This is a genomic window from Pseudomonas sp. Rh2 (genome assembly GCF_040762985.1).
GTDB lineage: Bacteria > Pseudomonadota > Gammaproteobacteria > Pseudomonadales > Pseudomonadaceae > Aquipseudomonas > Aquipseudomonas taiwanensis.
This window is the reverse complement of sequence record NZ_CP142890.1, coordinates 3,202,088-3,228,201: the sequence shown is the minus strand read 5'-3', so window position 1 is coordinate 3,228,201 and position 26,114 is coordinate 3,202,088. Positions and strand designations below refer to the sequence as shown.

The window sequence follows — 26,114 nt, the reverse complement described above, 5'->3', positions numbered from 1 at the left end:
GCAGGCGAGAGGAGCGGGGAGAAACAGAGGGGCGATTATAGGGGGCGGTTTTGCCGACCCGACAGGCGGGTGTCTCGATAGTAATCATCAACGCATTCGATGGATCCGCAGCATGTAGGAGCCGGCTTGCCGGCGATCACCGGCCCCTGCAGGTTCGTTCACCAGGCTCAACTCAGTTGAGCAATCAACACTGCATTGCTGTAGATAAGGCTGCCATCACTGGCACGATGGCCAACGAGATGAAACTGCCCGCGCTGCTCTTCACTCAAGTAGACACGCAGACGGCAGTCAGCCAGGGGGCCGCACCCTGGCGGCAATACAAGGTTCATGCTCGCCAGGTCGACATCGACCATGGTTTCGGTTTCATGGCTCTGTTGCAGGTATTCTTCGGCCTGCTCCAATCGCCTGTGGTTAGCGCCTTGGATGTCGAAGTGTATTTCGCCCAGTGGCGTGGACTTCTGCGTGGGATCGCGTTTGCACCAGCCTTCGATCGTCAGGGTACTCATGGCCAATCCTCGTGCTGTAACCGATTTTGGTCACCTTCGAGGATGTTGACCGCGACGCCGGATCAGTCGTTCCTGTTCCCTGGGGTCGCGGTCTTGGCGGTATCAGCGACGATAGTAGCGGTGATCGTCGTCGTAGCGGTGGTGCATCGCCCGATCATGGTGGCGCTCCCAGTAGCGGCGGCGCTCTGCTTCGCGGCGGGCTTGCTCCCTGCGCCATTGGTCGCGACGCCACTGTTCCCGGCGCCAGTCATCGCGGCGGTAATGGTCACGGTGATCGTGGTAGTAACGGTCGTCGTGGGCCAGCAGCGTCCCTGATCGCTGATCGGCCAGGCTCGGCCAGGGGTTACCACCACCCTGGGTGGGCGCCTGAAGGACCTCGACCTGGGACGTGGCAACAGGGGGCGTGGTCTTCATGGTTGTTGCAGATGCCGAGCCCACTGCCGCGAAGGCGAACAGGCCAAACAGCACCATCCGTGGGACGTGGAATTTCATGATCGAAGACAACCTCTGATGTTGGGACGTGTAGGCATTTGGCGGCTGGCAACCTTCCAGTTGGGCCATTCACATAGACCGACAAATAAAGAAAAGTTCTAAGTGCACAGCGCACAAATAGCCAACGACTCCGGCGCTTGGCACACTCCACGCTCAAACTGATGGCAATGGCCGCCGTCGGTCTTCAGGAGCGTTTCATGCAGCAGGTCTTGCTTATTGTCGATGTGCAGTCGACGTTCAACCCCCCGGAATGGCTGGTCGACCGGTTGCGAGCGTTTTCGGCGAAGATCTTCACCATTGCCATGGTGGTGACTCATGACGAGCAGGTCACACCGTTTCAACGCCAGCTTGGCTGGCACCCTGCGGCGCAGGACGAGCATTTGGTCGAAGCCGACACCGTGTTCGTCAAGCATGGTTACGGGCTACCGGTCGAAACCGTCGAATACATCAGGCAACTGGGCGTCGAACGGGTGCTGGTGTGTGGCATGCAGACCGAAACCTGCGTGCTCGCGGCCGGCTTTGCGTTGTTCGACGCAGGGTTGACGCCGACCTTGGTCACCGACCTCACCGTCGGCTCGTCCCTGGACCGGTCAGGGCAACTGGGCATCGAATTGTGGAAGCATCATTTCGGCCAGGTCACCACGCGGGCGGAGGTGGATGCCTTGCTGGACTGACTTGATAGGTTGGCGGGGCGGAAACGTTGGCCGCAGGGGGCCAACACGGCATGGATGCTGGGAGAACGACGATCCAACAAAGATTGATAGACATGCTTTGATGGGGGCGTGTCGAACTTTCCTACAGTGCGGATCGAATTTGCCTGGCATCTAGTCAGGTAACCCCACTCATACCCTTTGGCCTTCTCGGATTTCCCGGGGTAATCCCCCGGCTAGGAAGGCCTGCCAAATGCCCCAAGGTTCCCCCGGATCCGCGCTGTCCGAGCGCGAGGTCCAGATCGCCATCGCCCCGCTGGAAACCCTGCTGCGCGAAGACCTCGGTGCCGCTGCCGCCGCCGTCGACCAGTGGCTGCAGGACATCAGCTGCGGTCTGCTCGACCTGCAATCGGTGCGTTATCACCTCGAAGCCTCGGTGCCGGTTGTGGCCAACGCCTTCGCCCTGGTGGATGCGCTGCTCGATATCGCCGAGCTGGTACGAAATCCCAGCAACGATCCGCTGCAATGGGTCAGCCTGGGCATCAACCTGATTGGCGTGGTGCCGGTTCCGCTCGGCCTGGCGCGGGCGCGCATGGTGCTGCGGCCGGTGCTGCACCTGACCCGGCAGAAGCTGCGGCGCAACCCCCGGGCCAACTTGGGCGCGGTGTTCCTGGAAATCCTCGAAGGCCACCTGCACGCCAACCTTCGCGGCGAACTGGAGCACTACGTCGACGGCGCCCTCGAGCAATTGCCTGCCATGCTCGAAGCCGCCGGCCAGACCGCCAGCCAACTGTTCGGTGGGCTGGCCGGGCTGCTCAAGGACGCCGCTAGCGGCAACCTCGACGCCGAGGTCAATCATGCCCGGGCCCGCCAGCAACTGGCCCAGGTGGAGCTGTACGACTCCCTGTTCGAAGTCGACGCCTGGACCCTGGCCGCCGCGGCCCTCGCCAATGCTGGAGAAGGCCTGCTCAAGAGCGCCTACAACGGCGTTGCGCGACAGTTCGACGAAGCCTTGCCGAAACTGCTGCAGCCCCTGATCGATACCCTTGAGCGCCTGGCCGCCCGTGTTCCGCGCTTCCTCGACACGCTGGGCCAGGCCGAGCGCGAACAGAGCATCGCCTGGTTGCTGCAACGCCTGCTGCAGACCGTGCGCGCCCACCCGCCCCAGCGAGGGATGGCGGCGCCGGTCAAGGCCGACACCACCCGGCAGGCCCGTCACGTGCTCAGCGAGGGGCACAACGAGTCGCTGTCCCGGCAGGCCCCGGTGCGCCAGGCGCCCAATCCCCGCAAGAACGGCCCATGCCCGTGCACGGCGCACAGCATTGGCTATGCACTGGGTAACGAGCTGCTGTCGCACACCGACTTCAGCCTGTCCGGCCCGTTCCCGGTCACGTGGACTCGCACCTACAACTCGCGCCTCGACAAGCTGGACAACGGCATCCTCGGCGCCCGCTGGATCACCGAGTTCACCACCTGCATCGACGTGGTCGACAAAGGCCTGCTGTTCCACGACATGGACGGGCGCAGCCATGCCTTCGCGCTGCCGAAAAAGGGCAAGCCGCAGTACGACGCAGTCGAGTACTTCACCTGGGTGCGCACCGGCGAACAGCAACTGGTGCTGCTGCGCGGCCTGGGCCGCCGGGAAACCTATGCCCGTCACGGTGACCGCTTCTACCTGACCCATATCCAGCTGCGCAGTGGCGCGGGGGCGATGCTGCATTACGAGCATCGTCACCACGACCAGCCGGTGCTGTCGGACATCAACACCTATTTCGACAACGACCCGAACAAGGTCCACCTGCAACTGGGCACCCTGCTCGACGATCACGGCCACATTCAAGGCTTGTGGCAGGTGGTCGACGGCAAGCCGCTGCGTCAGCTGTGCGGGTATCACTACGATGGCCAGGGCGACCTGATCGGCGCCCAGGATGAAAACGGCGCCGCCTGGCACTACCGCTACCGCCATCACCTGATCACCCGTTACACCGATCGTACGGGTCGCGGGATGAACCTGCAGTGGGATGGCTCTGGCGCCAAGGCCAAGGTCATTCGCGAATGGGCCGACGACGGCAGCTTTGACCTGCGGCTGGCGTGGGATCCACACATTCGCCTGACCACCGTGACCGACGTCTGCAACCAACAGACCCGCCACTACCATGACGCCCTCGGCTACACCTACCGCATTGAACATCCTGACGGGCGTTCAGAATGGCTGTTCCGCGACGCACGCAAGAACGTCATCCGCCACGTCCATGCCGACGGCAGCCAGGACCGTTACGCCTACGATGAGCGCAGCAATCTGCTGCAGCACATCCGCCCCGATCACAGCGTCGAGCACTATGCCTACGACGACCACGACCAACTGATCAAGATTCGCGATGCCGAGGGCGGGCTGTGGCTGCGCGATTACGACGCGCGCGGCAATCTGGTCGAGACCACCGATCCGCTGGGCAACAAGACCGAGTTTGCCTATACCCCGGCGGGCTTGGTCAAGGCGATCAAGGACGCCAACGGCAACGAAAAGACACTCGCCTACAACGACGCAGGGCAATTGCTGGCGTACACCGACTGCTCAGGCAAGACCAGTGTTTGGGCCTACAACGCCTTCGGCCAGTTGATCGAGTTCGCCGATGCACTAGGCAACAAAACCGCCTATGAGTACAAGACCGGTCAGTTGGCCAAGGTCTCCCACCCTGACAACACCGAAGAGCGTTTCGACTACGACGCCGAAGGTCGCTTGCTGGCTCACTCCGATGGCCTTGATCGTTGCACCACCTGGTCCTACACCGCCGCCGGCCTGCTGGCTGAGCGCATCGACGCCAACGAGCACACCCTGCGCTACCGCTGGGACAAGCTCGGACGCCTGATCGGCCTGGAGAACGAGAACGAAAGCAAGGCGACGTTCTTCTACGATCCAGTAGGTCGTTTGCTCCAGGAAACTGGATTCGATGGTCTGGTGACGCGCTACCAGTACGACCCGTATTCCGGTCGCCTGGCCTCCACCCAGGTCGGCCAACGCCACATCGACCTGCGCTTCGACCGCATGAACCGGCTGGTCGAACGCACCGCACGCCTGGGCGATCAGAGCCAGACCGAGACCTTCGCCTACGACGGCAACGGCAAGCTGATCCAGGCGATCAACGCCGTCAGCAAACTGCAGTGGTTCCATGACGAAGCCGGCAACCTGACCCGCGAGCACCAGCACTACCTGATGACGGGTGCGCCGATGGTTGCGGTCTGGCAGCACACCTACGACGCCCTCAACCAGCGCATCTCGACCCTCCGCCCGGACGGCCACAAAGTCAGCTGGCTCACCTACGGCAGCGGCCACCTGCTGGGCATGACCCTCGACCACCACGAAATGCTCGCCTACGAGCGCGACGACCTGCACCGTGAAGTCGTACGGCACCAGGGCAACAAGCTCATGCAAACCCAGGCCTGGGACCCGGCCGGGCGCCTGCAAGAGCAGTGGTTGGGCAGCCACGATGGCCCATCCACGCTGCTCAAGCGTCAGTACCGTTACGACGCTGCGGGCCAATTGACCAACATCCACGACACTCGTCGTGGCCAGTTGGAGTATCAATACGATCCGGTTGGCCGCCTGCTCCAGGCCACCAGCCGCCTGGGCGTCGAGACCTTCGCCTTCGACCCGGCTGGCAACCTGCTGGATCAGAAAACCCAAGAGCTGAACCGCCCGCTGGAAGCGGACCCACGTCGCAACAAGCTGATGGACAACCTGCTGCGCGAGTACGCCGGCACCCACTACAAGTACGACGAACGCGGCAACTTGGTGCACCGCTTACAAAACGGCGCGCACGCCCACTTCACCTGGGACCTGTTCGACCGGTTGGCCAGCTACAGCGACGACAAGCTCAAGGTCGACTTCGCCTACGACGCCTTGGGTCGACGTCTGTACAAGAACTCGGTCGCACATTACTGGGATAGGCCGGAAGCGGGTACCGGCTGGAACCAGATGCAGCGAGCCAAGCGCCAACGTGAACTGGGTTGCGGATTCACCCTGTTCGGCTGGGACGGCGACACCCTGGCCTGGGAAAGCTCACCGCCAAGGGACGATGGCGATACCGGGCGTACCGTGCATTATCTGTATGAACCGGGCAGCTTCGTGCCGGTGGCCCAGGCCCTGCGCAAGCGCCCGATCGTGCTCCACAGGCAGCCGGATTGGCGTCAGCGGGAGTACGACTTCGAACAGGATCCGTTGTGGCAAACGACGATGCCGCCGCAGGCGTTCGATGCGATTGCCTGGTACCACTGCGATCATCTCGGCACGCCAATGGAACTCACCGACGAGCAGGGTAATATTGCGTGGGCAGGGCAGTACAAGGCTTGGGGCGAAGTCCGACGATCGGAGTTGGCCAAGCGGCATGGCTTGAGCAATCCGATTCGCTTCCAAGGACACTACCAAGATCACGAAACAAGTCTGCATTACAATAGATATAGATACTATGATCCAAAAACAGCCCGTTATGTGTCACAGGACCCAGTTCGCTTAGAGGGTGGGCTCAATTTTTTCAGCTACGTGACGAACCCTACCGGCTGGGTTGACCCATTAGGGTTGTGGGGTGAGGATCCTCGAAACAAATATCGATACAATGTAAACGGCAGCTTGAAGAGTGTGACTGCAAAGATCCGGCCCTCAGATATCGGGACTGGTTCGGCCACAAACGCCAGTTCGCGTGGACACGCGAGAGGAATGGGGTGTGCAGGTGATGATGCAGGTCATGCAATTAGTAAATTACTCGGCGGTAGCGGCGGTAAAGATAACGTATTCCCTCAAGCCCCCACTACTAATCGAGGTGCTTTCAGGATGTTTGAAGGCGACATCGCAGCTGCAGTTAAAAATGGAGATAATGTAATTGTTAGAGTGGTGCCTAACTACGATGCAGGAGGAACTAGGCCAACGTCTATCCTCTATCAGGCGCGAGTTAACGGTGTTACTCATAGTCAAGTATTCAATAATCCCTGTTCATGCGATTGTTAAGTAGAGGTTTTAGAAATGGATGCGCGTGAGTTTTTAGAGCAATTCTTAGAACAGATGCTTGCATGGGAGACAGAGTTTCATAAGCGTCGTCGTTCGGACGAGTACAAGTCGAACAACGATGAACGTCTAAAAGCTGACTTCGAGGCTAAGGCGAAACTGCGCGAAATATTCGATTCATGCCTTAGCCGGAAAGCAAATAAAAGTCTTGCTTCCAGTCGCTTGGATCTTCTAAATACAGGGCGGCCGCCAGAATTTGCTCAGGTCATAATCCCTGATTCCTGTACGGAGTCAGGGGGGGAATTGTTTATAGAAACAATTAACGCTAAGGCGCTAGCTCCGTTTCGGCGATACACAGTTATAGTCGAGGACGAAAATTTTAAAATAGATGCACTTCATGGGCGAGCTAATGAAGTGGCCAAGTGGAGCTCCCGAGAGTCAATCTAGAGGTTTTAGTTCTGGGCGGCATCAGCCTCGATTGATCTGGTATCGCTCACTGAAATCGGATGCTTTAACTCTGCGATATATAGAAAAACGAATCGTTGTGGTTATTAGTCCGGAGTGATGGATGTTTGAAGTAATATGCTATCGGGCAGAGTTTGAGCTGTTCAGTAAGGTCAGTAGCCATTGGATAAGGGGCTGCCGGTTGATTGCGATGATGACTTTGCTTTGATCTGTGCGATTAATCAGGACGGAGCTCTGGGTTTTGATCGCGCGCGATCAGCAAAAATGTAGTAAGTAATTTAGTTGCAAGTTGTTATTGCATTGATATCTCGGGTGCACTTGTTGCACCTGGGGGGTAATGTTTTTAATATGCCAGGCAGCTAAACAACTGCTCAATTGCTTGGACAAACACGACCCCGCCGGCAACCTGTTGGACCAGGAACGCGGCAACTTGGTGCACCGCTTACAAAACGGCGCGCACGCCCACTTCACCTGGGACCTGTTCGACCGGTTGGCCAGCTACAGCGACGACAAGCTCAAGGTCGACTTCGCCTACGACGCCTTGGGTCGACGTCTGTACAAGAACTCGGTCGCACATTACTGGGATAGGCCGGAAGCGGGTGCCTGCAGGACGTTTCATAACTCATGATCCAGTCGGCTATGACGGTGGACTAAATCTCTTCGTCTATGCACCAAATACTATAGAGTGGATTGATCCTATTGGATTGGCTCGCCAACCCAGAGAAGGGCGGTACCATGGGCCGAAACCGAAGTATGAGGATCCAGGGCACCATAATCCGACTTCTGGAAAATTTCGTGGAGGAGGAAGTAAAACATCTATAATCCCTAGCGATGCTGAAGAGTTATTTAAGAAGTCGATCCCTGATAAAGATGGTCTTCATTGGTATGCTATGGATGATGTTGGGGTTGTCCACCGTTTTGGTAACAGTAATGATGGAAAGGCCCACTGGAACGGGGATTCGGTTCAGAGTCGAGGTATTAGAGTTCCTCCTGAGGTTGGGAGGAGATTTTCGGGCATGAAGAAAGACTGCATGTGCGGGGTTAAGAAGATTGATTGAATTAAACGCTCGGATTGACACATTCAAAACCAATGATGGTACATATTTTTCGAGGTGTTGCCTGGTTTTTGGGGGGGGGTGCAGTCGGTGACTATGATGAACTCATGTTAGCGGGCGCCTTAAACGGTGCCTTTATAGATTTGTTTAAGAGGATCGAAGGGGTGGAGTTGAAATTCTTGACAGCCAATCAGCTGCAGAGTTGTATGGTCGAAATTGAACAGGATGTAAGGAACTCTTATCTACCTATTGGAGTTGAGAGCTTTGATGGGGACTTTGCGGTATGCGTAAACATTGATGGCATTGAAAAGCTGGTAGTAAGGCCTTGGAGTGGGAGATTGATGGTATTGGAGGTAAGTAGGTCGAAATATATTAAGTTCATGCGTGGCGCGAGAAAGACTTTGCTTGAGCAGTGTGGCAGGCTAGGATTGAACCTTGGTGGTGTGTAAGCGCAAGCACCAGCATGAAGGCGGTGAGGTGTATCTGCTTGGATTTTATTCAACGCTTCGGAAGTATGGAGGATTGTAATGATTAAGTCTGCAGAAGAGTTTGTCAGGTTACGTAACAGTAAAAACAAAGAAGAATACGATCATGTAGATCGTCTCGCGACAGACGTATGCATCTTCAATATTCGGAAATTCCATGGCGTTAAGCTTGCCGGCAATTTGCTGGGGAGAAAAGCATTTACGCGGCAGATAAAGCACCAGGTCAAACAGTTGGCTTCCGGGCAGCAGCTTACGCTTGGGGCGGCAAGCAAGGCGCCAGTGTCGCATGTGCTGATGAGCCTGACTCGCCGAGTACCGGCCCGCCTCAGGGGCGTTGCGACGAAGCACTGGGCTAATGGTCGAGGGGCTGCGATCAAGCAGCCTGGCAATAGCCCTCTGGCTCATGCCTTGGAGTTGGCCAAATTGAATCGTGATGCGCTCTTCGATGCTGAGTTCTTGATAGGACATAGGCACACTGTACCGGGTTGGTCCGGTGTTGCACTCAGTTTTTGCCGCCGCCCTTGATTTTAAATCTCTTGCGTGCAGTGGTTATTATGATTAACACAGCGGAAGATTTTATTGCGTTACGCGGCAGCGAAGAGAAGGCAGAGTGTGATGGGGCCGCTTTCGAAGAGGCATCAATAAATGTTTGGAATGACGTTCTTGATAGATACCCTGACTACGCAAAATGCCACATGAACGAATAGGAAAGGACACGAATCCAGCGCGGGCTGGAACGCCAGGCAACGCACCAAGCGCCACATTACATACCGCGGGGGTGATGTGAAGGAGTGTGGGTGCAAGTGGAAGAGTCAGTGGCAACTCGACACCCTGCACCCGAACGCATGGCTCGCCATGCAAACTGTCACGGGTATCTGCTGTATGATTTCCGCCCGATTACGGAGCAACCCATGGCCAAAGACATCGACAACCCTTGCGTCTCGCTCTGCCAGCTCAACAGCGAATTGTGCGTGAGTTGTGGCCGCACGCGCGAAGAGATCCGCAAGTGGCGCGGCATGAAACGACCGGAGAAGATGGCCACCGTGCAGCGGGCCGCCACCCGTATGAAGGCCATCAACAAGAAAAATGCCAAGTCCAAGTGAAAGACCACAGGCATGCGGAAAGTCGGGCTTTGCCCCTGTTCGCGGGTAAGCCCACTTCCATAGTGGCTTGCAGCATCAGCCAGTGATGTGTCGTTGCGCCGTCCATTGGCGATAACGGCCAGCGTGCACTAACGTTCTGTCATCGTCCTGCGGTTTTCACGCAAGGCACGTCCCGATCTCTCGGAGCAGACACCCACCATGCAGGACTCGCGTCCGGACCCGACACTGTTCCTGGAATACCGTGCCGAGCGGCCGATCTTCCTGGACTTCCTGCATCAGGCCAGGCAAACGCCCGATGCCACCGCGATCATCGCCCACGATACCCACTGTAGTTACCACGAACTTGAAGCGATCAGCCAAGCCATGGCGGTCTTGTTGCTGGCCAAAGGTGCCCAGGGCAGCGATCGGGTGGTGATCGTCGCCAGCCGTTGTGCCGGCATGGTCTACGCCATGCTCGGCGCCCTGCGGGCGGGGTTGACGTTCACCATTGCCGACGCTGCCTATCCGACGGCGCGAGTGAACCAGATCATCCGCACCCTTGAACCTGTGCAGGTCCTGCTGTGCGGTGATGCCCAGCTCGACCTCGACCCCTCAGGCCCGCAGCCAGGCCTGATCGAAGTGCCCGAGGCGCCCGGCGAGGCCCTGCGGCGATTCGCCGGCCACTACCTGCCGTTACCCGAGGTCGACCCTGGCCAGCCAGCGTACATCACCTTCACCTCCGGCAGCACCGGGGTACCCAAGGGAGTCGTGACCCACCACGCACCGCTGGTGCATTTCATCGACTGGCATGTCCGTCATCATGGTTTCAGCCGCGACGACTGCTTTTCGATGCTGTCGGGCCTGGGCCACGACCCGGTATATCGGGACGTCTTCACGCCCTTGTCGATCGGGGCGAAAGTCATTTGCCCAGCCCAGGCTACCTTGACCAACCCGGCGGCGCTGGCCGCCTGGATCGAGCAACAGGGTATCTCGGTCATGCACCTGACGCCGCCCTTGGGCAAGCTGATCGAAACCGGCGCCAGAATGAACGGACTGGTGTTCGAGCGGTTGCGCTACTTGTTCTGGGGCGGCGACGCCTTGAGTCCGGCGTTGTACCAGCAGATCCGGGCCATCGCTCCGCTCACGGTCAGTGTCAACTTCTACGGGACCACCGAAACACCACAGGCCATGGCGTTCCACCAGGTCGATCCTAGAACCGAAAGCGGCAAGATCCCGCTTGGCAAGGGGATCGATGGCGCGCAGTTGCTGTTGGTGAACGAGGCCCGGCAACAGGTCAGCGAGGGTGAAACGGGGGAGATCTACATCCGCAGCCCGTACCTGTCGCTGGGCTACTGGCACGATGCCGAGTTGACCGCTGACAAGTTCGTGGTGAACCCCTTCACAGGGGCCGCGAACGACATCTGTTACCGCACCGGCGACCTGGGGACCTATCTGCCAGACGGCAGCGTCAGTTTCCTCGGGCGTGCTGACAGTCAAGTGAAGATTCGCGGGCATCGTATCGAGTTGGCAGAGATCGAAAACGCCATCGCCCGCCACCCGAAGGTCAAACAGTGCGTCGTACTGGCCAATCACGACGGTCCGATGGTCAGGCTGGTGGCCTATTGTGTCCCTGCGCAGCCCGTAACGGCCGCTGCACTGCGTGATGCTTTGGGCGGTGAATTGCCAGACTATATGGTGCCTGCGCTGTTCGTGTTTCTCGATGCCATCCCCCTGACGCCCAACGGCAAGATAGACAAGCGGGCCTTGCCCCCGGCCTTCGACAAGGCACCTACGGCAGCGCTCGGTAGCCATGAGCTATCCCCGCTGGCGGTCCAGCTCAGCGAGGCCTGGGCGCGGATCCTCCAGGTGCCGAACGTCGATGCCAACCTGACCTTCGTCGAGTTGGGCGGCGATTCGCTGTCCTTCGTCCAGGCCTCCATGGCGCTGGAGTCACTGCTTGGCCATCTACCGGATCGGTGGGAGACCACTGCGGTGCGCGAGCTCGCGGAAATGGCCGGGCAGGCCAAGGCATCCGGGCTGGCAACCCGGGCCATGGAAATACCGGTGTTGCTCCGGGTGCTGTGCATCCTGCTCATCGTCATCGGCCATTTCCATGTGTTCGAGAACTGGCGCCTGGTGGGAGAGACCTCGGTTCTGTTCCTCATCTCTGGCCTTAGCCTGGCCAGGTTTCAACTCCGGGCCATCGATGAACGTGGCGACGCCCGAACCCTGGTGAAGTCCGTTGCTACCATCGCGGTGCCGACTATCGGCTACAACGTACTGACTCAGCTGGTGTTCGATACCTTCCATTGGCAATCGCTGTTGTTGATCAACAACTGGTTCCCGACGTCCGAGGTCGGCGTGTTCAACTCCTGGTACATCGAGGTGCTGCTGCAGATGATCGTGATCATCGGACTGCTGCTGTCGGTCGACCGGATTCGTAGGCGAGTCATGGCCAACCCGTTCCGCAACCTGGTGCTGGCATCCTGTGCGCTGGTGGTGCTCGATGTGCTGCTGAGGTCCTTCGTCTTCGACGCCACGGTGCTATTGAACCGAGTACCACAGCATTTCCTCGCGATCATGGTGTTGGGCATGGCCGTGCACTTTGCCGATTCGACGGTACGCAAATGGGTCGTCAGCGCGGTGGCGGTCTTGGTGATCGGTGAGCTGGACTTGGTCGCACTGGCGGGCCATGGTGGGGAGGAGGTCGCGAAACTTGGGTTTATCGACATTGCACTGCCAGCGATTCTCGCGTTGATCTGGCTGCGGCCGGTCGCAGTGCCGGCGATCATCGCTCGAGCGGCGGCGGCGATTGCTTCGTCGACCCTGTACATCTACCTGACGCACTTCCAATTCCAGTCCGTGGCGCGGCGTCTTTTCGATCACCAGGCGTTTGCCGTGGTGCTGGCCATTGTCGGCGGGGTGCTGGTGGGGTATTGCTGGAACTGGGCGGTACGTGTGGTCGTGATGCGTTGGAATGGCTCCGGGCAGAAACGCCGTGTGGACACCGCGGAACCGGTGGCCTGACGCAGCGATCAGGCCTGCGCCACCGGCCGAGCTGGCTCGACAGGTGGCGCGAAAGGGTTACTGCACGTTGTTGAGCTTGATCACATCACCGGAGATGGTGGTGGTGTAGCCACTGAGGACCCAAGCCCAGAACCAGTTTTCCTGCACTTGTGTATTGATCATGGCATCGCCACCCTTGGCCTTGATGGCCGCGTTCTGTGCGCGAACGAAGCGGTTGTTCTGGCGGATCGGAATGATGCCGAACAGCATGATACCCGTGGCGCTTGCCTGGCTGTGGCCGAGCACGGTGTATTCGTTGCTGTCATAGTGCCGAGATTGGATCGGTGCTCCGGTGCAACCGGCCAGAACCAAGCCAAGAACGGTTGCTGCTGCACATTTGCTGAGGTACTTCACTGACTTCTCCATGACACGAGGACCGGGATCCAATTCCCGGCGGCGACACTCTAGCGGCAGGGTTCAGGGATTGAAAGTCAGAGTAGTGGCATTTTGCCTAAAAAATTCAGCCCGTGGTGGAGCGTTGTCGTTTGACCCGGTACATATCGCCATCGGCACGGCTGAGCAGGGTATCGGCGTCTTCCCCATCTTCGGGGTAGTAGGCCACGCCAACGCTGCAGGACGGCATGTTCAGCCCATTGAATTCGGTCCCCAACGGCTCGGACATCACCGCCAGTATCTGCGCGACCTTCTCTGACACGGCGGTCTGCGATTGGACATCGGTCATCAGCACCGTGAATTCATCCCCACCGATGCGCGCCACCGTATCGGTCTCGCGCACGCAGCCTTCCAGACGCCTGGCGATCATGCACAGCACGCGGTCGCCCATCGCATGCCCATGGACATCGTTGATGTGCTTGAAATCATTTATGTCCAGGAACAGCAACGCCAGACTGCGACCGTGACGTTGAGCAGCCCGCAGTGCCGATTCGAGCCGGTCGTTGAAAATCGAGCGGTTGGTCAGCTTGGTCAATGGGTCGTGGTGGGCGAGAAAGCGCAGATCCTCCTCAGCCTTGGTCAGAGCCGACACGTTCCGCGCGACGCCGATGCGAGCACCGATCTCTTCGGACCAGAAGGCCGACCACAGGATGTGCACGACTTCGCCATCCTTGCGCAGGTAGCGGTTACGAAAATCGAAATGGGGTTGACCGTTCATCACCCTGATGATCGACGCACGGGTCGCCGACAGGTCATCTGGATGCATGTAGTCGGTGATCAGGGTGCCCATCAGCTCTTCAGCGCGGTAACCCAGCAGGGCCTCGCACGCATCGCTGACGAAAACGATCTGGTTGTCCCGGTCGACTACGAACACAGTGTCCAGCATCAGGTGGATCAGTCTTGGGTAGAGTGTTTGCAGGTCGACGGGCATCGGCAACGGTGTCCTGTGCGGCACTTGATCATTGCCCGTTCTTGAAGAAGGGCGGCGTGTAATCCTGCAGATTTCCGGGGGGCTTGCGCAAGGGCCGACGCAAGATTTGCCAGCGGCGATATGTACTGAATGGGAAGCGAAAGCACCTTGAGTCCAACTGGCGCTTGCCAGCGGTTCCCCCCAATTGGGGGAACAGGGGTGGGGAATCCTCCCCAATACCGTTCGGTAGATTGTTCAAGTAATTGAAAATACTGCCATTTTACCAAATGGCATACACCTTGCTCCGTCTCCTCGCAGTTTACCTGTGTCCCGGAGGTGCAGCATGTCGACCCCGATCAAAGGCTCTGTCCTGACCTCACTCGTGCTGGCCGTCTTCGGTTGGCAGGCTACCAGCGAAGCGGCGGTGCAGTGCCAGCGCACCTTGGTCGCCAACGTGGTGGCATTGGACCAGCCCCTGATGTTCAACCGCCTCGGCGCACAAAACGCCAACGGCATGATGTTCGCACTCCGCCAGGATGTGGTGGATGAAAACCTCGTACCGCTCAGCAATGGCGGTGGGGCCGTACCGGGTAAGGTCACCCTGCGCCCGGACAAGCGCCCGCGGCCGATCGTGCTGCGGGTGGCTGCCGGTGATTGCCTGACCGTCAACCTGACCAACCTGCTCGATTACAAGGCCAACCCCAACAAACATGGCTTCGATGTGGAAGCACCTGAAGGCGAGGGGGAGGCGGAAGTCGAGAACCAGGTCGAGAATGAAGGCGGCGAAGGTTTCGTTGCCGATGAGCAGGTCGCCGAGCGACTGGTCGGCTTCCAGGTCAATGGCATGCAGGCGGTCAACAGCATTGCCGACATCTCTGCCAACACCGGTCGTAACGGCAATTTCCTGGTTGCGCCCGGCAGTACTCGCAGTTACACCCTGTATGCCGAGCGTGAAGGCGCATTTGCAGCCACCAGCAAGGCCGCGACCTTTGGCGGCGAAGGTGCCGCTGGCAATGTTGCCAACGGCTTGTTCGGGCAGGTGGTGGTGGTACCCAAACTGGGTCGTACTTACCGAAACACGTTGACTGAAGAGGAAATGCGCCTGGCCACGACGGGGCGTACTGCCACCGGCCAGCCGGTAATCGACTACGAAGCGCGATACCCGCAGGTCGAACCCTGGATCGCCGAAGGCAAGGCCGGCAAGCCGATCATCGCCATGGTCGACGGCAACGAGATTCTCAGCAGCGACACCGATGCGATCGTCATGGGGCCCAACCCGGACGGCAGTTTCCCGCGCTCGACCTACCCGCTGGAAAGCATCAATAAACGCAACCCGGCATTGCCAAACCGGCTGGAAGCCTTCCGCGACTTCGCCTCGCAGTTTGCCGATGAAGTCGCAGGCACCCAGGCGTTTCCTGGCTATTGGGCCGACCCGGTGATGGGGCATGTGCTGGAGCCGGCCCGCGACTCGTTCATGATCAACTATGGCTCTGGCGGCATGGGCGCGGAGGTGGTGGCCAATCGCCTGGGCGTTGGGCCGATGCACGACTGCCTGTCGTGCGCGTATGAAGAGTTCTTCCTGAGCGCCCATACCGTAGGAGACATCGGTACCCTGGTGGATGTCCCGGCCAACGTTGGCCTGGAGCACATCCGCCCAGGCGAAGTACCACCGGCCAGTGCCATCGGCGTCAAGGCCAGCATGGCGCTGTACCCGGCGGAGCCGGCCAACGTGCACCACAGCTACATCGGTGATTTCACCAAATTCCGCAACACTCATAACGGTCATGAACAGCACATTTTCCACTTGCACGGGCACCAGTGGCTGTTCAACCCCAATGACGACAACTCCGACTACATCGATGCCCAAGGTATCGGGCCGGGTATCGGCTACACCTACGAAATCGCCAACGGTGGCTCGGGCAACCGTAACCGTGTGGCAGGCGATGCCATCTACCACTGCCATTTCTACCCACACTTCGCGCAAGGCATGTGGGCAATGTGGCGGGTGCACGATGTGTTCGAGGAAGGCACGCGCCTGGAGGTCAGCGGGCAGGGCGAGAGCGGCTACCACAGCACGCCATTCGCCTTGCGCAGCGGCAAACCCGCTGCGGGCGCCCGTGCTTTGCCTGACGGCGAGATTGTCGCCGGTACGCCAATTCCGGCCATCGTGCCGCTCCCGGGCAAGGCCATGGCGCCGATGCCAGGCAAGGTCGTGGTGGTGCCAAAGCTGTCCGAGTCCCTGGTGGCTGGGCAGGAAGAAAACGAGGGTCAAGAGGAGGGTGACGACGATCATGGTCATGAGCCTGCAGTAGCCAAGGCGGTGGGCTCACTGGCACTGGTGGACCGTACCGAGGCCAACCGCAACGCCGATGGCACACTGAAGAATCCCGGCTATCCGTTCTGGATCGGCGGCATGGAAAGCAGTGTGGGCCAACGGCCACCGACCCCACCGCTGGACATGCTCGACCCGGCGTTGGCCCGACAACTGAGGGACAGCGGCAAGGCCCTGTGGGCCAACCTCGACCCGAACCAGGTCGATGGCTGGGACGGGGGGCTGGGCCGCCATGCACTCGACGGCGTATCCGCAGGTGGCGAGGCTGTCACCACCATGACCAAGCTGGACTTCTCCAAGGTGGTTGAAAAGGCCAAGCCCATCTACTTGCCGGAAGAAGGTACCGACGTCGAGCAGGCGGCCATGCAGTTCCACGCCAAGGCCGAACACCCAAGCTATGCGCTCATCCCCGGTAGCCAGCCGGTTGCCAAGGCGTTTCGCACCAACGGTGCACTGCCAACCGCGGGTGCACCCTTCTATGAGCCGTGCATGGATGACCGAGGCAAACGCCTGACCCAAACCTCGGGCCCCGGTGATTTCTTCAGTGGTGAAAGCCTGATGGGCATGAGCTTCCGCGGCTCGTCCACCTTCACCGCCGACCGTCCACGTATCTACAAAGCTGCCAACATCCAGTTCGACGCGGTGTACAACAAGGTCGGCTACCACTTCCCGCAGGCGCGTATTCTCTCACTCTGGGAGGACGCCTGGCCGGTCATCACCAAGCAGCGTCCACCCGAGCCGCTGGTGATGCGCATGAACACCTTCGACTGCACGATGTACACGCACACCAACCTGATCCCGTCGTTCTATGAAATGGACGACTACCAGGTACGTACCCCGACCGATGTGATCGGGCAGCACATTCACTTACCGAAATGGGATCTCACGGCGGCCGATGGTTCGGCCAACGGCTGGAACTATGAAGACGGCATTCTCTCGCCTGGCAGCGTCGTCGAGCGCATAGCTGCCATCCGTTCCTTCAACAACTGCAGTGAAGGCGACGCGCGGGACGGCACCGCTGCCTGCCCGAAAGCCAAGCAACATCCGTATTTCGGTCGCTTCGGCAGGGCCGACTGGCTCGGCGCGCGCTCGGCAATGCAGCGTTGGTTCGCCGACCCACTGGTCAACGTGTACAACGTCGACCGTGGCTTGGGCACCATCTTCACCCACGACCACCTCGGCCCATCGACCCACCAGCAACTGGGCTTGTACGCCACCGTGCTGGCTGAACCCGCAGGGTCCACCTGGTACCACGCCGAAACCGGCGAGCAATTGTACAACCCGGCCCTGCGCCAGGACGGCGGCCCAACCTCGTGGCAGGCAGTAATCCAGACGGGGGATAACGATGGGGACGGCAAGAACGACAGCTATCGCGAGTTCTTCCTGGAGTACAGCGACTTCCAGCATGCCTATGAAGCCGGCGTGTATGTAGGTGCCGGTCCCGACGGCATCCCCAATGGTCAGGCCTATCCGGCTACCGGCGATAGTTTCCGCTACGCCATCAACCCGCCAGTGCGGGGTAAGGCGTCGAACCTGCTGGAAGCGATCGTCGAAGAACGCGGCGGCATCAACCCTGGCTGCCCGACCCGCCCATGCCCGCAGGCGATCTCCGTGGACGACCCCGGCATGTTCGTCGTCAACTATCGCAACGAGCCGCTTGCCCTGCGTGTGTTCGACCCGAACAAGGTCGGTCCGGACGGCAAGCGTGGCATGCAGGCCGACGGCCTCGGCGGCGACCTGAGCTATGCCCTGCAAAGCCGGACCGACCGCGCGATTCCGGCAATGAACCTGGCGCCTTCGGCGATCACCTCGGCAGTCGGGCCTACCGGTGGCACCACGCTGTTCCCGCCGCACATCAACAAGGCTGGCAGCGAGCCAGGCGACCCGTTCACCCCAATGCTGCGCACCTACTCGGGCGACAACGTCCGCCTGCGCATGCACGCTGGTGGGCATGAAGAGGAGCACAACGTCACTCTGCACGGTGTCAAGTGGCTGCAGAACGGCAGCGGCTTCGGCAACAGCTCCAACTCGGGTTGGAAGTCCTCGCAGATGATCGGTATTTCCGAGCAGCTGGGCTTCATGGCGCCGGTGTCGATGATCTCCAGTTCTGCCGCGACCAATGGCGATTATCTGTACTCCCTCGATGCGGCACTCGAGGGCTACTGGAACGGCATCTGGGGCATCATGCGCAACTATACCGCCCAACGCGCCGACCTCTACCCGCTGCCTAACAACCCACAGCCGGTGGCGATGCGTAACACGGTGAACTTTGACGGTATCTGCCCGAAAACCACCGCCAACCCCAATGGCATCGGCACCCGTACGACGGTCAAGCGCAACTACGAGATCGTTGCGGCGCTGGCCAACGACATTCTGGAAAACCGCAACGGGGTCAGCATCAACGACCCTGCCGGTATTGGCCAGCATGTCGGCGGACCGCTCAAGGCCAATGGCGGCACGCTGGTGTTCAACAGCCGCAGGACCAGCATCGCGCAAGTCTCGGGTGTCGATCCGGAGGACGGTGGGACCTTCACCATCGGTGGCCACAGCGCACCGCTGCATGACCCCACCGCCGTGCTGTACGTGCGCAAGGCCGACCTGGACGCCACCACCGGTAAGCTCAAGGCGGGGGTGCCGGTGGAGCCGCTGATTCTGCGCGCCAACGCAGGCGATTGCATCAGCATCACCCTGGAAAACCGTCTGCCCTTGGTGATGCCAGACCTGCCAAGTACCGCCGTGATGCACAACGTGGTCAAGCGCGACCGCTTCGACAGCGAAGGTTCCACAGCCTTCGCCAACAACCTGATGCGTCCGTCCAGCCATGTGGGCCTGCACGCGCAACTGCTGGCCTATGACATCACCAAGTCCGATGGCGTGAACGTGGGCCTGAACCCGGTGCAGACCGTTCCACCACGCACTGGTACCAGTGGTGCCTACCCGACCAAGGTGTACCAGTACTACGCCGGGCATCTGGAACGGGAGGGCAAGCCGGCGCTGCAACTGGGGCGCACGGTGGACAACATCAACACCACCCCCATCGAGTTCGGTGGCCTCAACCTGACCCCTTCGGACGTCATCAAACAGCCGCAGAAAGGCCTGGTGGGCGCCATGAGCATCCTGCCGCAAACCGCGACCTGGACCGAGGACACTGCCAGCCGCGCCCAGGCCACGGTGAAGGTCTCTGGCCAGCCGGACTACCGCGACTTCGTCACGGTCTGGCAACGAGCGCTGAACATGCGTTGGGCTGATGGCCGTCCAGTGGAAGGCATCAACACCGAGGGCAATGGGGCGGCGGGCGATCCCCAGGACAACGGCAACATGGCCGTCAACTACAAGACCGAACCGCTGTGGCTGCGCTTCGGCATGGCCCCGGACTCACCGTTCGGCCGCGCCGATGGCCTGGGCTTTGGTGACGTGCCCAATGCCCACATGGCCTACAGCAACGCCCTGGTCGGTGGCGACCCGCTGACCCCGGTGCTGTATGCCAAGCCTGGCCAGGCGGTGCGCAACCACATCGTCATGCCCAGTGGGGGCAGCCGAGGCATGACCTACCAGCTGGACGGGCATCTGTGGCCACTGCACGCGTACCAGGCAGAGAAGAACGATGTCGATGGCTACCCGAGCAGCTTGCCGGGGATCGGATCGGTCCGCTTCGGCTACAACCCGATGTCGATGTACATAGGTGCCCAGGAGAGTGTGCTGCCAGCCGCGCACTTCAGCTTCATGCTGCCAAGTGCCGGGGGCGCCAATGCCATACCAGGCGACTACCTGTTCCGCGACTATGCCGCTTACGGCAACCTTTCCGGGCTGTGGGGCATCCTGCGGGTAACCAACGAAGCACCGCCGACGACGGCGCCAGCGCAGTGACGAGGGGAACGCGAGCATGAACAAGAAGACTCGCCCTGCTTTGATGGGGGTAATGCTGGGGGTTGCGCTGATCGGCCTGGGCGTTGCGTATGAGAAGCTCTGGTGCGACCCTCGCGAGTTGTTGCAAGAGGCTGCCAACGAGCAGGCCCTGCACCGGATGAGCCGGGACGGCGTGACCGTGGAGTTCGAGGCGCGGCCACTGGCCGGTGGCGAGTTGCGCGAGGGCGATTTCGCCAACATCCGCTTCAAGGTGAGCGACCAGACCAGCGGTCAGCCGCTGTCGGGCATGGCGCCGGGTGCCTGGATCGACCCGGCCCAGTCGGCACCCAGCGGCGAGCGTGACAACAGCTGCAAGGCGAGGGTGGCGCTGTTCCTCAAAAGCAGCATCGGTGCCAGGCCCTTGCTCGACCTCAACAGCTACTTCCTCCTCGTGCTGAACAAGGACGCCAGCCTGACCGTGATCGACCCTACCGTATCGGTCGGCGGCGTGACCAGTACCTTGGCGCGCATCGAACTGCCAGGGCGGCCGATGGACTGGACTGCCACGGGTGACGACAAACAGGTGTTCGTGTCGATCCCAGAGCGCGGCAAGGTGGCGGTGATCGACACTGAAACCTTCACCCGCGTGGCAACGCTCGACGCCGGCGATCAGCCTGTGCGCGTTGCGCTGCAGCCAGACCAGCATCGGCTATGGGTCGGCAACAACAGCGACGACCCGGCCAAGGGCGGGGTGACCGTGATCGACATACCCGCACGCACGACGCTGAAATCGTTCGCCACCGGTTCCGGCCACCACGAAATCGCGTTTAGCGGCGACTCGCGCTACGCCTTCATCACCAACCGCGATGGCGGCACGCTCAGCATCATCGATATCCCCGAAATGCGCCTGCTCAAGACCCTGCAGGTAGGCCCGCACCCGCTTTCGGTGGCCTATTCGCAGCTGTCCCAGGCGATCTATGTGGTCGATGGCAAGGAGGGCTCGGTGCGGGTGTTCGATGCCCGCAGTCATCAATTGCGCCACATCATCAAGGCAGAGCAGGGCCTGGGACCGATGCGCTTTAGCAGCGACGGTCGCTACGGCATCGTGCTGAACACGCTGGAGAGCCAGGCCCTGGTCATCGATGCCAGTACCGACGTTTTGATCCACCGCATCCCAGTCGCAGCCGAACCGTACCAGCTGACCTTCACCAAAGGTTATGCCTATGTGCGCGGCCTGGCCTCGCCCAAAGTCAGCATGATCAACCTCAGCAGCCTGGGCGAGGGACGTGAGCCAATCACCCAGGGGTTCGAAGCCGGCCCCGCCGCGCCGCGCCAGGCGGGTGACTTGCCGCTCGCACAAGGCCTGTCGGTGTCACGCGATGACAACTCGGTGTTCGTGGTCAACCCGGTAGACAACACCACCTACTTCTATGCCGAGGGCATGAATGCCCCTATGTCCGGCTACAACAACCGGGGCCACCAGGCCCGCGCCGCCATCGTCATCGACCGCAGCCTGCGCGAACTGGCGCCGGGTGTGTATGGTTCGACGGTGAAACTGCCGGCGGCCGGCAAGTTCGATGTCGCCTTCCTGCTCAACCAACCGCAGATCATCCACTGCTTCAGTACCGATGTGACGAGCGCTCCCAATGCGCTCAGACGCAAGGGTGCCCATGCCGAATTCATCGGCACCGACCAACCTCTGGCGCAACAGGGCGCGTTCACCGCTCGGGTACGCATTCTCGGCGATGACGGCAAGCCACGCGAAGGGTTGAGCGACCTGAGCCTGCGCTACTTCCTGGCACCTTCTTCAATGCCGCGCACCGAGGCGTTGAAGGAAGTGGGCGAGGGGGTCTACCAGGCTGCGCTGAACCTGCCCGAGGCGGGCGCCTGGTACCTGCATGTCCAGTCGCCTTCGCTGGGTCGCAAGTTCGCCGAGGAAAACTACACCAGCCTGCGTGTCCTGCCGGCCACCGTGTCAAAAGCCCCTGAAGCTGAAACTAGGAGTGTGCGATGAACAGCCTGCATGCTTGCAAAGTGCTTGCCCTGAGCCTGGTCCTGGCCAGCAACCTGGCGCAGGCCCACGCCGGCCACGACCACAGCGGTGCCGCCGAGCAACCTCCGGCTGCGCGTCAGGAGAAGGCCAGCGTTCGTTTTGCCGATGTGGCACTGCTGGACCAGAACGGCATGCCGGTGCGCCTGGAGACAGACCTGGTGGGCGAGCGTCTGGTGGTCATGGGCTTCATCTACACCCGTTGCACCACGGTGTGCCCCGTGGTGTCTTCGATCATGGGCAAGGTGCAGCAGCAACTGGGCGGCCGCGTAGGTGAGGAGATCCAACTGGTGTCGATCAGCGTCGACCCCCAGCGCGATGACGCCAAGCGCCTGCGCGACTATGCCAAGGCCTTCCAGCATGGGCCTGGCTGGAGCTGGCTGACCGGCTCGCCCTATGCCATCAGCGAGACCCTCAAGGGCCTGGGGAGCTTCAGCGCCGACCTGCGCCAGCATCCGCCCCTGATTCTGGTAGGCGACGGTCGCAGCGGCCACTGGACGCGCTATTACGGCTTTACCGACCCGGCCGTGCTGATCGAGGAAATCAACCGCCTCAGCGCCCGCCGGGTGCACGCCAAGAGCACGGCGATCGCCGCCAACCCTGAGCAGTCCGAGGTGCAACCATGAGCAGCCTGACCTCTCGCCGTTGCGGCATGCGTAGTTTCGACTGGCTGATGCTTGTCGGTTGCCTGTGGATCCTCACCTCGGTGGCGTTGGCTCACGACGGCCATGCGCCGGATGCCCCGGCGCCACAACCGGCACCGCACGCGTACAGCAGTGGCGGCGGCACCCGCGACGCCCACACCTGGTTCACCGACACCCTGCTGGTGGACCAGAACGGTCGCGCGCTGCGCTTCTACAGTGATGTGCTCAAGGACAAGGTGGTGATGCTGAACGTAATCTTCACCCACTGTAACGACGCCTGTCCGCTGATCACTCGCAAGTTGCAGGAGGTACGAACCGCCATGGGGCCGGAACTGGCCAACCAGGTGACTTTCATCTCCATCAGCAGCGACCCGCTAAACGACACGCCTGCTGCGCTAAAGGCCTATGCCCGTAAGCAAGGTGTCGATGGCCCCAACTGGCTGTTCCTGACCGGTGACAAGGCCAGTGTCGACCTGGTGCTGGGGCGTATCGGCCAGTTCCTGCCTAGCCCCGAACAGCATTCGACCCAGTTGATTGCCGGGGATGTGGCAGGCAAACGCTGGAGCAAGATCCGTCCGGACGCACCGCCAGAGGCCATCGCCCAGCGTATGCAGCTGTTGGCCCAACCCCTTGCAGGTCGGTGAACACCATGTGCGGCCCCGTGTTCTTGGCCATGCGCCGACTGTTCATGGTCGCCACGCCTGCGCATTCCCTATGGGAGCGGCGTTGTGCCGCGAAGGGGCCGCAGTGCGCGCTCTCGTTCCGACTGACTCCCACATCCGCGCTCAGCGCGATGCGAGGAGGCGTTCTGTGCCTGAGCCTGCTATCGAGTTTCTGCGCCCAGGCCCTGGATCTGACCGAGCACGAGCAGGCCGGCAAGCGCCTTTACCGCGAAGGCATTTCCAGCAGCGAAGCCCAGCTGTTGGCGCGGGTCGGTGCCAGTGGCCTGACCGTGCCGGCCCACGTGCTGCCCTGCGCCAGTTGCCACGGTGCCGATGGGCGTGGCCGCGCCGAAGGCGGAGTTCGTCCACCAAGCCTGGACTGGTCGCGTCTGGGGCTTGGCCAAGGCGAGCGCCAAACCAATGGCCGTAGCTACCCTGCCTACACCGACAGCACCCTGGCGCGCGCGATCCAGCAGGGTATCGACCCTGCTGGCAACCGCCTGGACGCGGCAATGCCACGCTTCGAACTGACCTTGGCCGACCAGCGCAACCTGACCGCCTACCTAAAGCGGCTGAGCGACGATCGCGACCCTGGTGTCGAGGAGGACGTGCTGCGTTTGGGCACGCTGTTGCCCGGCAGCGGGCCGTTGGCCGACGCTGGCCATGTGGTGCGCGCCGTCATTGAGGATGGCCTGGCACAGCTCAACCAGCAGGGTGGCATCCACGGCCGGCGTCTGGAGCTGGTGGTGCGGGACCCAGGCAATGATCCCTCCAGCGCCAGCCAGGCACTCGAACGCCTGCTGGACGAGCAGCAGGTGTTCGCGTTGATTTCACCCTTGGCACCGATGCTCGATGAACAGCTGGTGGCTGCGCTCGAGCAGCGTGGTGTGCCGTTGGTGGGCAGCACACCACGCAGCGGCGGCAGCGCGCAGATATTCGACCCTCTACCAGGGTTGCCCGCGCAGTTATTGAGCCTGGCCGAGCACGCACGGACGGCCCTGGGTGTGCCTGCCGATGGCTTGCAGGTGGTCTACGCCGGCGCCGAACAGGCATCGTTGGCCGAGCAGGTACGTGAACGCTTGCACAAGCAGGGCTGGGCTACCAGGCCTGCGCAGTTGTTCGCCGGCCAGGCGCTGGAGGCGCAGGGCATTGTGTTCGTCGGTCGTGCGCAGGCCTTCACCGAACTGGCCAGTGCACTGCAGGCAGCCGGTCGCGATCCTTATTTGCTGGCGGCCTCCAGTCAGGTGGCGGGCGCTGTGGCGCAGTTGCCATCGCAATGGTCGCAGCGTGTATTCCTGGCCTATCCGTTCGTGCCCGATGACTGGACCGAGAACGGCCTGGCGACCTTGGCCGGCGTACAACGCCGCCAGGGACTGGACCCGCGCCAGGCTTCGCTGCAGGTCAACACCTTGTGCGCCTTGCGCCTGTTGACCGACGCCTTGAAGCAAATCGGTCGCGACGCTAGTCGCGAACGACTGGTGGTGGCGCTGGAAGGTTTGCATGACGTCAACACGGGCCTCACTCCGGCCCTCAACTTCGGCCCCGGTCGTCGCCAAGGCATGGCGGGCGCTCATGTGGTGGCCGTGTCATTGCCTGGGCCGCGCTTCACCGCCGTCGCCCCGTACCGGCCGTTGCCGGAAATGCCTTGAGTGGAGGTGGCCATGCGTATGCTGATGCTGGCGCTGTTATGGTTGCTTTCCAGCACCGGTTGGGCAGAGCAACCAGCGGCGCGGGTCAATGGTGTGGAAATCGGTGTAATGCGCTTGGAGCGCTACTTCAGCGAATACCTCGATGCCCAGGGCAGGGCTGTGACCAGTATCCGCAATCCGGGCCTGTACAAGCGCCTTCGCGACCAGGCGCTGGATGAATTGATCGACAAGGAACTGCTCTGGCAGGAAGCCCAACGACGCGGCATCGTCATCAGCGACGAGGAGGTATCGGCTCAGGTCAGCCAGCTGGAAGCGGCGTTCGGCAGCCCGGCGGTGTTCGAACGAAAGCTGGCAGAGGCGGGGTTCGATAGGGCAAATTACGCTGATTACGTGCGTCACGAACTGGCCGCGCAGCAGGTCTATGCCCAGCTAAGCGTCGTCGATGAGCCTGGCAAGCCCGAAGTAGAGGCGTTCTACCGAGCCAATCGACAAAGACTGCAAGGAACGCAGAACCAAAGTGATAACCCTTCTGTCATACCGGAACAAGGGCTGGAACTGGCCAGGGCCGCGCTCATCGAGCAATTGCAAGCTCAGGCGCGGCAAGCCGTGCGCCAACGTTTGCGAGATTCCGCTACAGTGGAGGTCGCCGACTGAGCCCGGCAGTAGCGTTTCCCCAATGCTGGGGAAACCCGGCTTGGCAATGTGCTATCACCTCCCCCGGAAGTGGGGAACCGAGCACATCCTTGGCGTGAAGCGTTCGGAACACGCCTGCCAAATCAATGACTTACAGTGGTGCAACATGACCCTTCACGCCTGGCACGAAGCCTGCTC

Annotated in this window: 16 protein-coding genes and 1 pseudogene; 12 read left to right on the top strand and 5 right to left on the bottom strand. The window is 61.0% G+C overall.

The genetic code is table 11. The features are described 5' to 3' along the window. Positions 1–167 precede the first annotated feature (167 nt). The gene (locus tag VXM67_RS14460; RefSeq protein ID WP_023380674.1) at positions 168–506 is read right to left on the bottom strand and encodes a hypothetical protein; all 339 of its coding nucleotides are present in this window, start codon (positions 504–506) and stop codon (positions 168–170) included. A 102-nt stretch (positions 507–608) separates the two neighbouring features. Then, complete coding sequence (locus VXM67_RS14455; protein ID WP_027907385.1) at positions 609–998, bottom strand: hypothetical protein; 390 nt, start codon at positions 996–998, stop codon at positions 609–611. Positions 999–1,165: 167 nt separating this feature from the next. Here VXM67_RS14455 and VXM67_RS14450 point away from each other — a divergent pair, with 167 nt between their 5' ends. The 4 genes from VXM67_RS14450 to VXM67_RS14435 all read left to right on the top strand — a co-directional run bounded on the left by VXM67_RS14450 (position 1,166) and on the right by VXM67_RS14435 (position 7,737). Beyond that, the gene (locus VXM67_RS14450; RefSeq protein WP_081669690.1) at positions 1,166–1,672 is read left to right on the top strand and encodes an isochorismatase family protein; all 507 of its coding nucleotides are present in this window, start codon (positions 1,166–1,168) and stop codon (positions 1,670–1,672) included. A 229-nt stretch (positions 1,673–1,901) separates the two neighbouring features. Continuing rightward, positions 1,902–6,647 carry an RHS repeat-associated core domain-containing protein gene (locus VXM67_RS14445; RefSeq protein WP_367237104.1) on the top strand — a complete coding sequence of 1,582 codons (4,746 nt, stop codon included), beginning with the start codon at positions 1,902–1,904 and terminating at the stop codon, positions 6,645–6,647. A gap of 15 nt (positions 6,648–6,662) precedes the next feature. After that, positions 6,663–7,091: an NTF2 fold immunity protein gene (locus tag VXM67_RS14440; RefSeq protein ID WP_027907865.1), complete on the top strand. Its 429-nt coding sequence runs from the start codon at positions 6,663–6,665 to the stop codon at positions 7,089–7,091. Positions 7,092–7,488: 397 nt separating this feature from the next. After that, complete coding sequence (locus tag VXM67_RS14435; RefSeq protein ID WP_023380670.1) at positions 7,489–7,737, top strand: hypothetical protein; 249 nt, start codon at positions 7,489–7,491, stop codon at positions 7,735–7,737. A gap of 1,008 nt (positions 7,738–8,745) precedes the next feature. Here the strand turns inward: VXM67_RS14435 and VXM67_RS14430 are convergent. After that, positions 8,746–9,117, bottom strand: a pseudogene (locus tag VXM67_RS14430) (transposase); the annotation flags it as partial. A 443-nt stretch (positions 9,118–9,560) separates the two neighbouring features. Here VXM67_RS14430 and VXM67_RS14425 point away from each other — a divergent pair. Then, the gene (locus VXM67_RS14425; protein ID WP_023380667.1) at positions 9,561–9,752 is read left to right on the top strand and encodes a DUF1289 domain-containing protein; all 192 of its coding nucleotides are present in this window, start codon (positions 9,561–9,563) and stop codon (positions 9,750–9,752) included. A gap of 198 nt (positions 9,753–9,950) precedes the next feature. Beyond that, positions 9,951–12,758, top strand: coding sequence for an amino acid adenylation domain-containing protein (locus tag VXM67_RS14420; RefSeq protein ID WP_315694025.1), 2,808 nt, complete (start codon positions 9,951–9,953; stop codon positions 12,756–12,758). 57 nt (positions 12,759–12,815) lie between these two features. On the opposite strand, the gene VXM67_RS14415 is transcribed toward VXM67_RS14420, so the two are convergent. Together VXM67_RS14415 and VXM67_RS14410 are read right to left on the bottom strand one after the other, a co-directional pair. Next, complete coding sequence (locus tag VXM67_RS14415; protein ID WP_023380665.1) at positions 12,816–13,151, bottom strand: hypothetical protein; 336 nt, start codon at positions 13,149–13,151, stop codon at positions 12,816–12,818. A 106-nt stretch (positions 13,152–13,257) separates the two neighbouring features. Continuing rightward, positions 13,258–14,121 (bottom strand): GGDEF domain-containing protein, encoded by an 864-nt coding sequence (locus VXM67_RS14410; RefSeq protein WP_104881739.1) that lies wholly within the window; start codon positions 14,119–14,121, stop codon positions 13,258–13,260. A gap of 322 nt (positions 14,122–14,443) precedes the next feature. On the opposite strand from VXM67_RS14410, the gene mnxG reads away from it, so the two are divergent. From mnxG to VXM67_RS14380, 6 genes are all read left to right on the top strand, one after another. Beyond that, entirely contained in the window at positions 14,444–20,299 is a 5,856-nt protein-coding gene (gene mnxG, locus VXM67_RS14405) for a manganese-oxidizing multicopper oxidase MnxG (RefSeq protein WP_367237103.1), read from the top strand. A 16-nt stretch (positions 20,300–20,315) separates the two neighbouring features. Then, on the top strand, positions 20,316–22,292 hold the full coding sequence (locus VXM67_RS14400; RefSeq protein WP_367237102.1) for a cytochrome D1 domain-containing protein: 1,977 nt from the start codon (positions 20,316–20,318) through the stop codon (positions 22,290–22,292). Beyond that, positions 22,289–22,954 carry an SCO family protein gene (locus tag VXM67_RS14395; RefSeq protein ID WP_023380661.1) on the top strand — a complete coding sequence of 222 codons (666 nt, stop codon included), beginning with the start codon at positions 22,289–22,291 and terminating at the stop codon, positions 22,952–22,954. The genes VXM67_RS14400 and VXM67_RS14395 overlap by 4 nt, the downstream gene beginning before the upstream one ends. Further along, positions 22,951–23,616, top strand: coding sequence for an SCO family protein (locus VXM67_RS14390; RefSeq protein WP_023380660.1), 666 nt, complete (start codon positions 22,951–22,953; stop codon positions 23,614–23,616). Before VXM67_RS14395 ends, VXM67_RS14390 begins: the two co-directional genes overlap by 4 nt. Before the next feature lie 149 nt (positions 23,617–23,765). Continuing rightward, positions 23,766–25,283, top strand: coding sequence for an ABC transporter substrate-binding protein (locus VXM67_RS14385; protein WP_186598880.1), 1,518 nt, complete (start codon positions 23,766–23,768; stop codon positions 25,281–25,283). A gap of 12 nt (positions 25,284–25,295) precedes the next feature. Further along, entirely contained in the window at positions 25,296–25,937 is a 642-nt protein-coding gene (locus tag VXM67_RS14380) for a SurA N-terminal domain-containing protein (protein WP_023380658.1), read from the top strand. Positions 25,938–26,114: the final 177 nt, after the last annotated feature.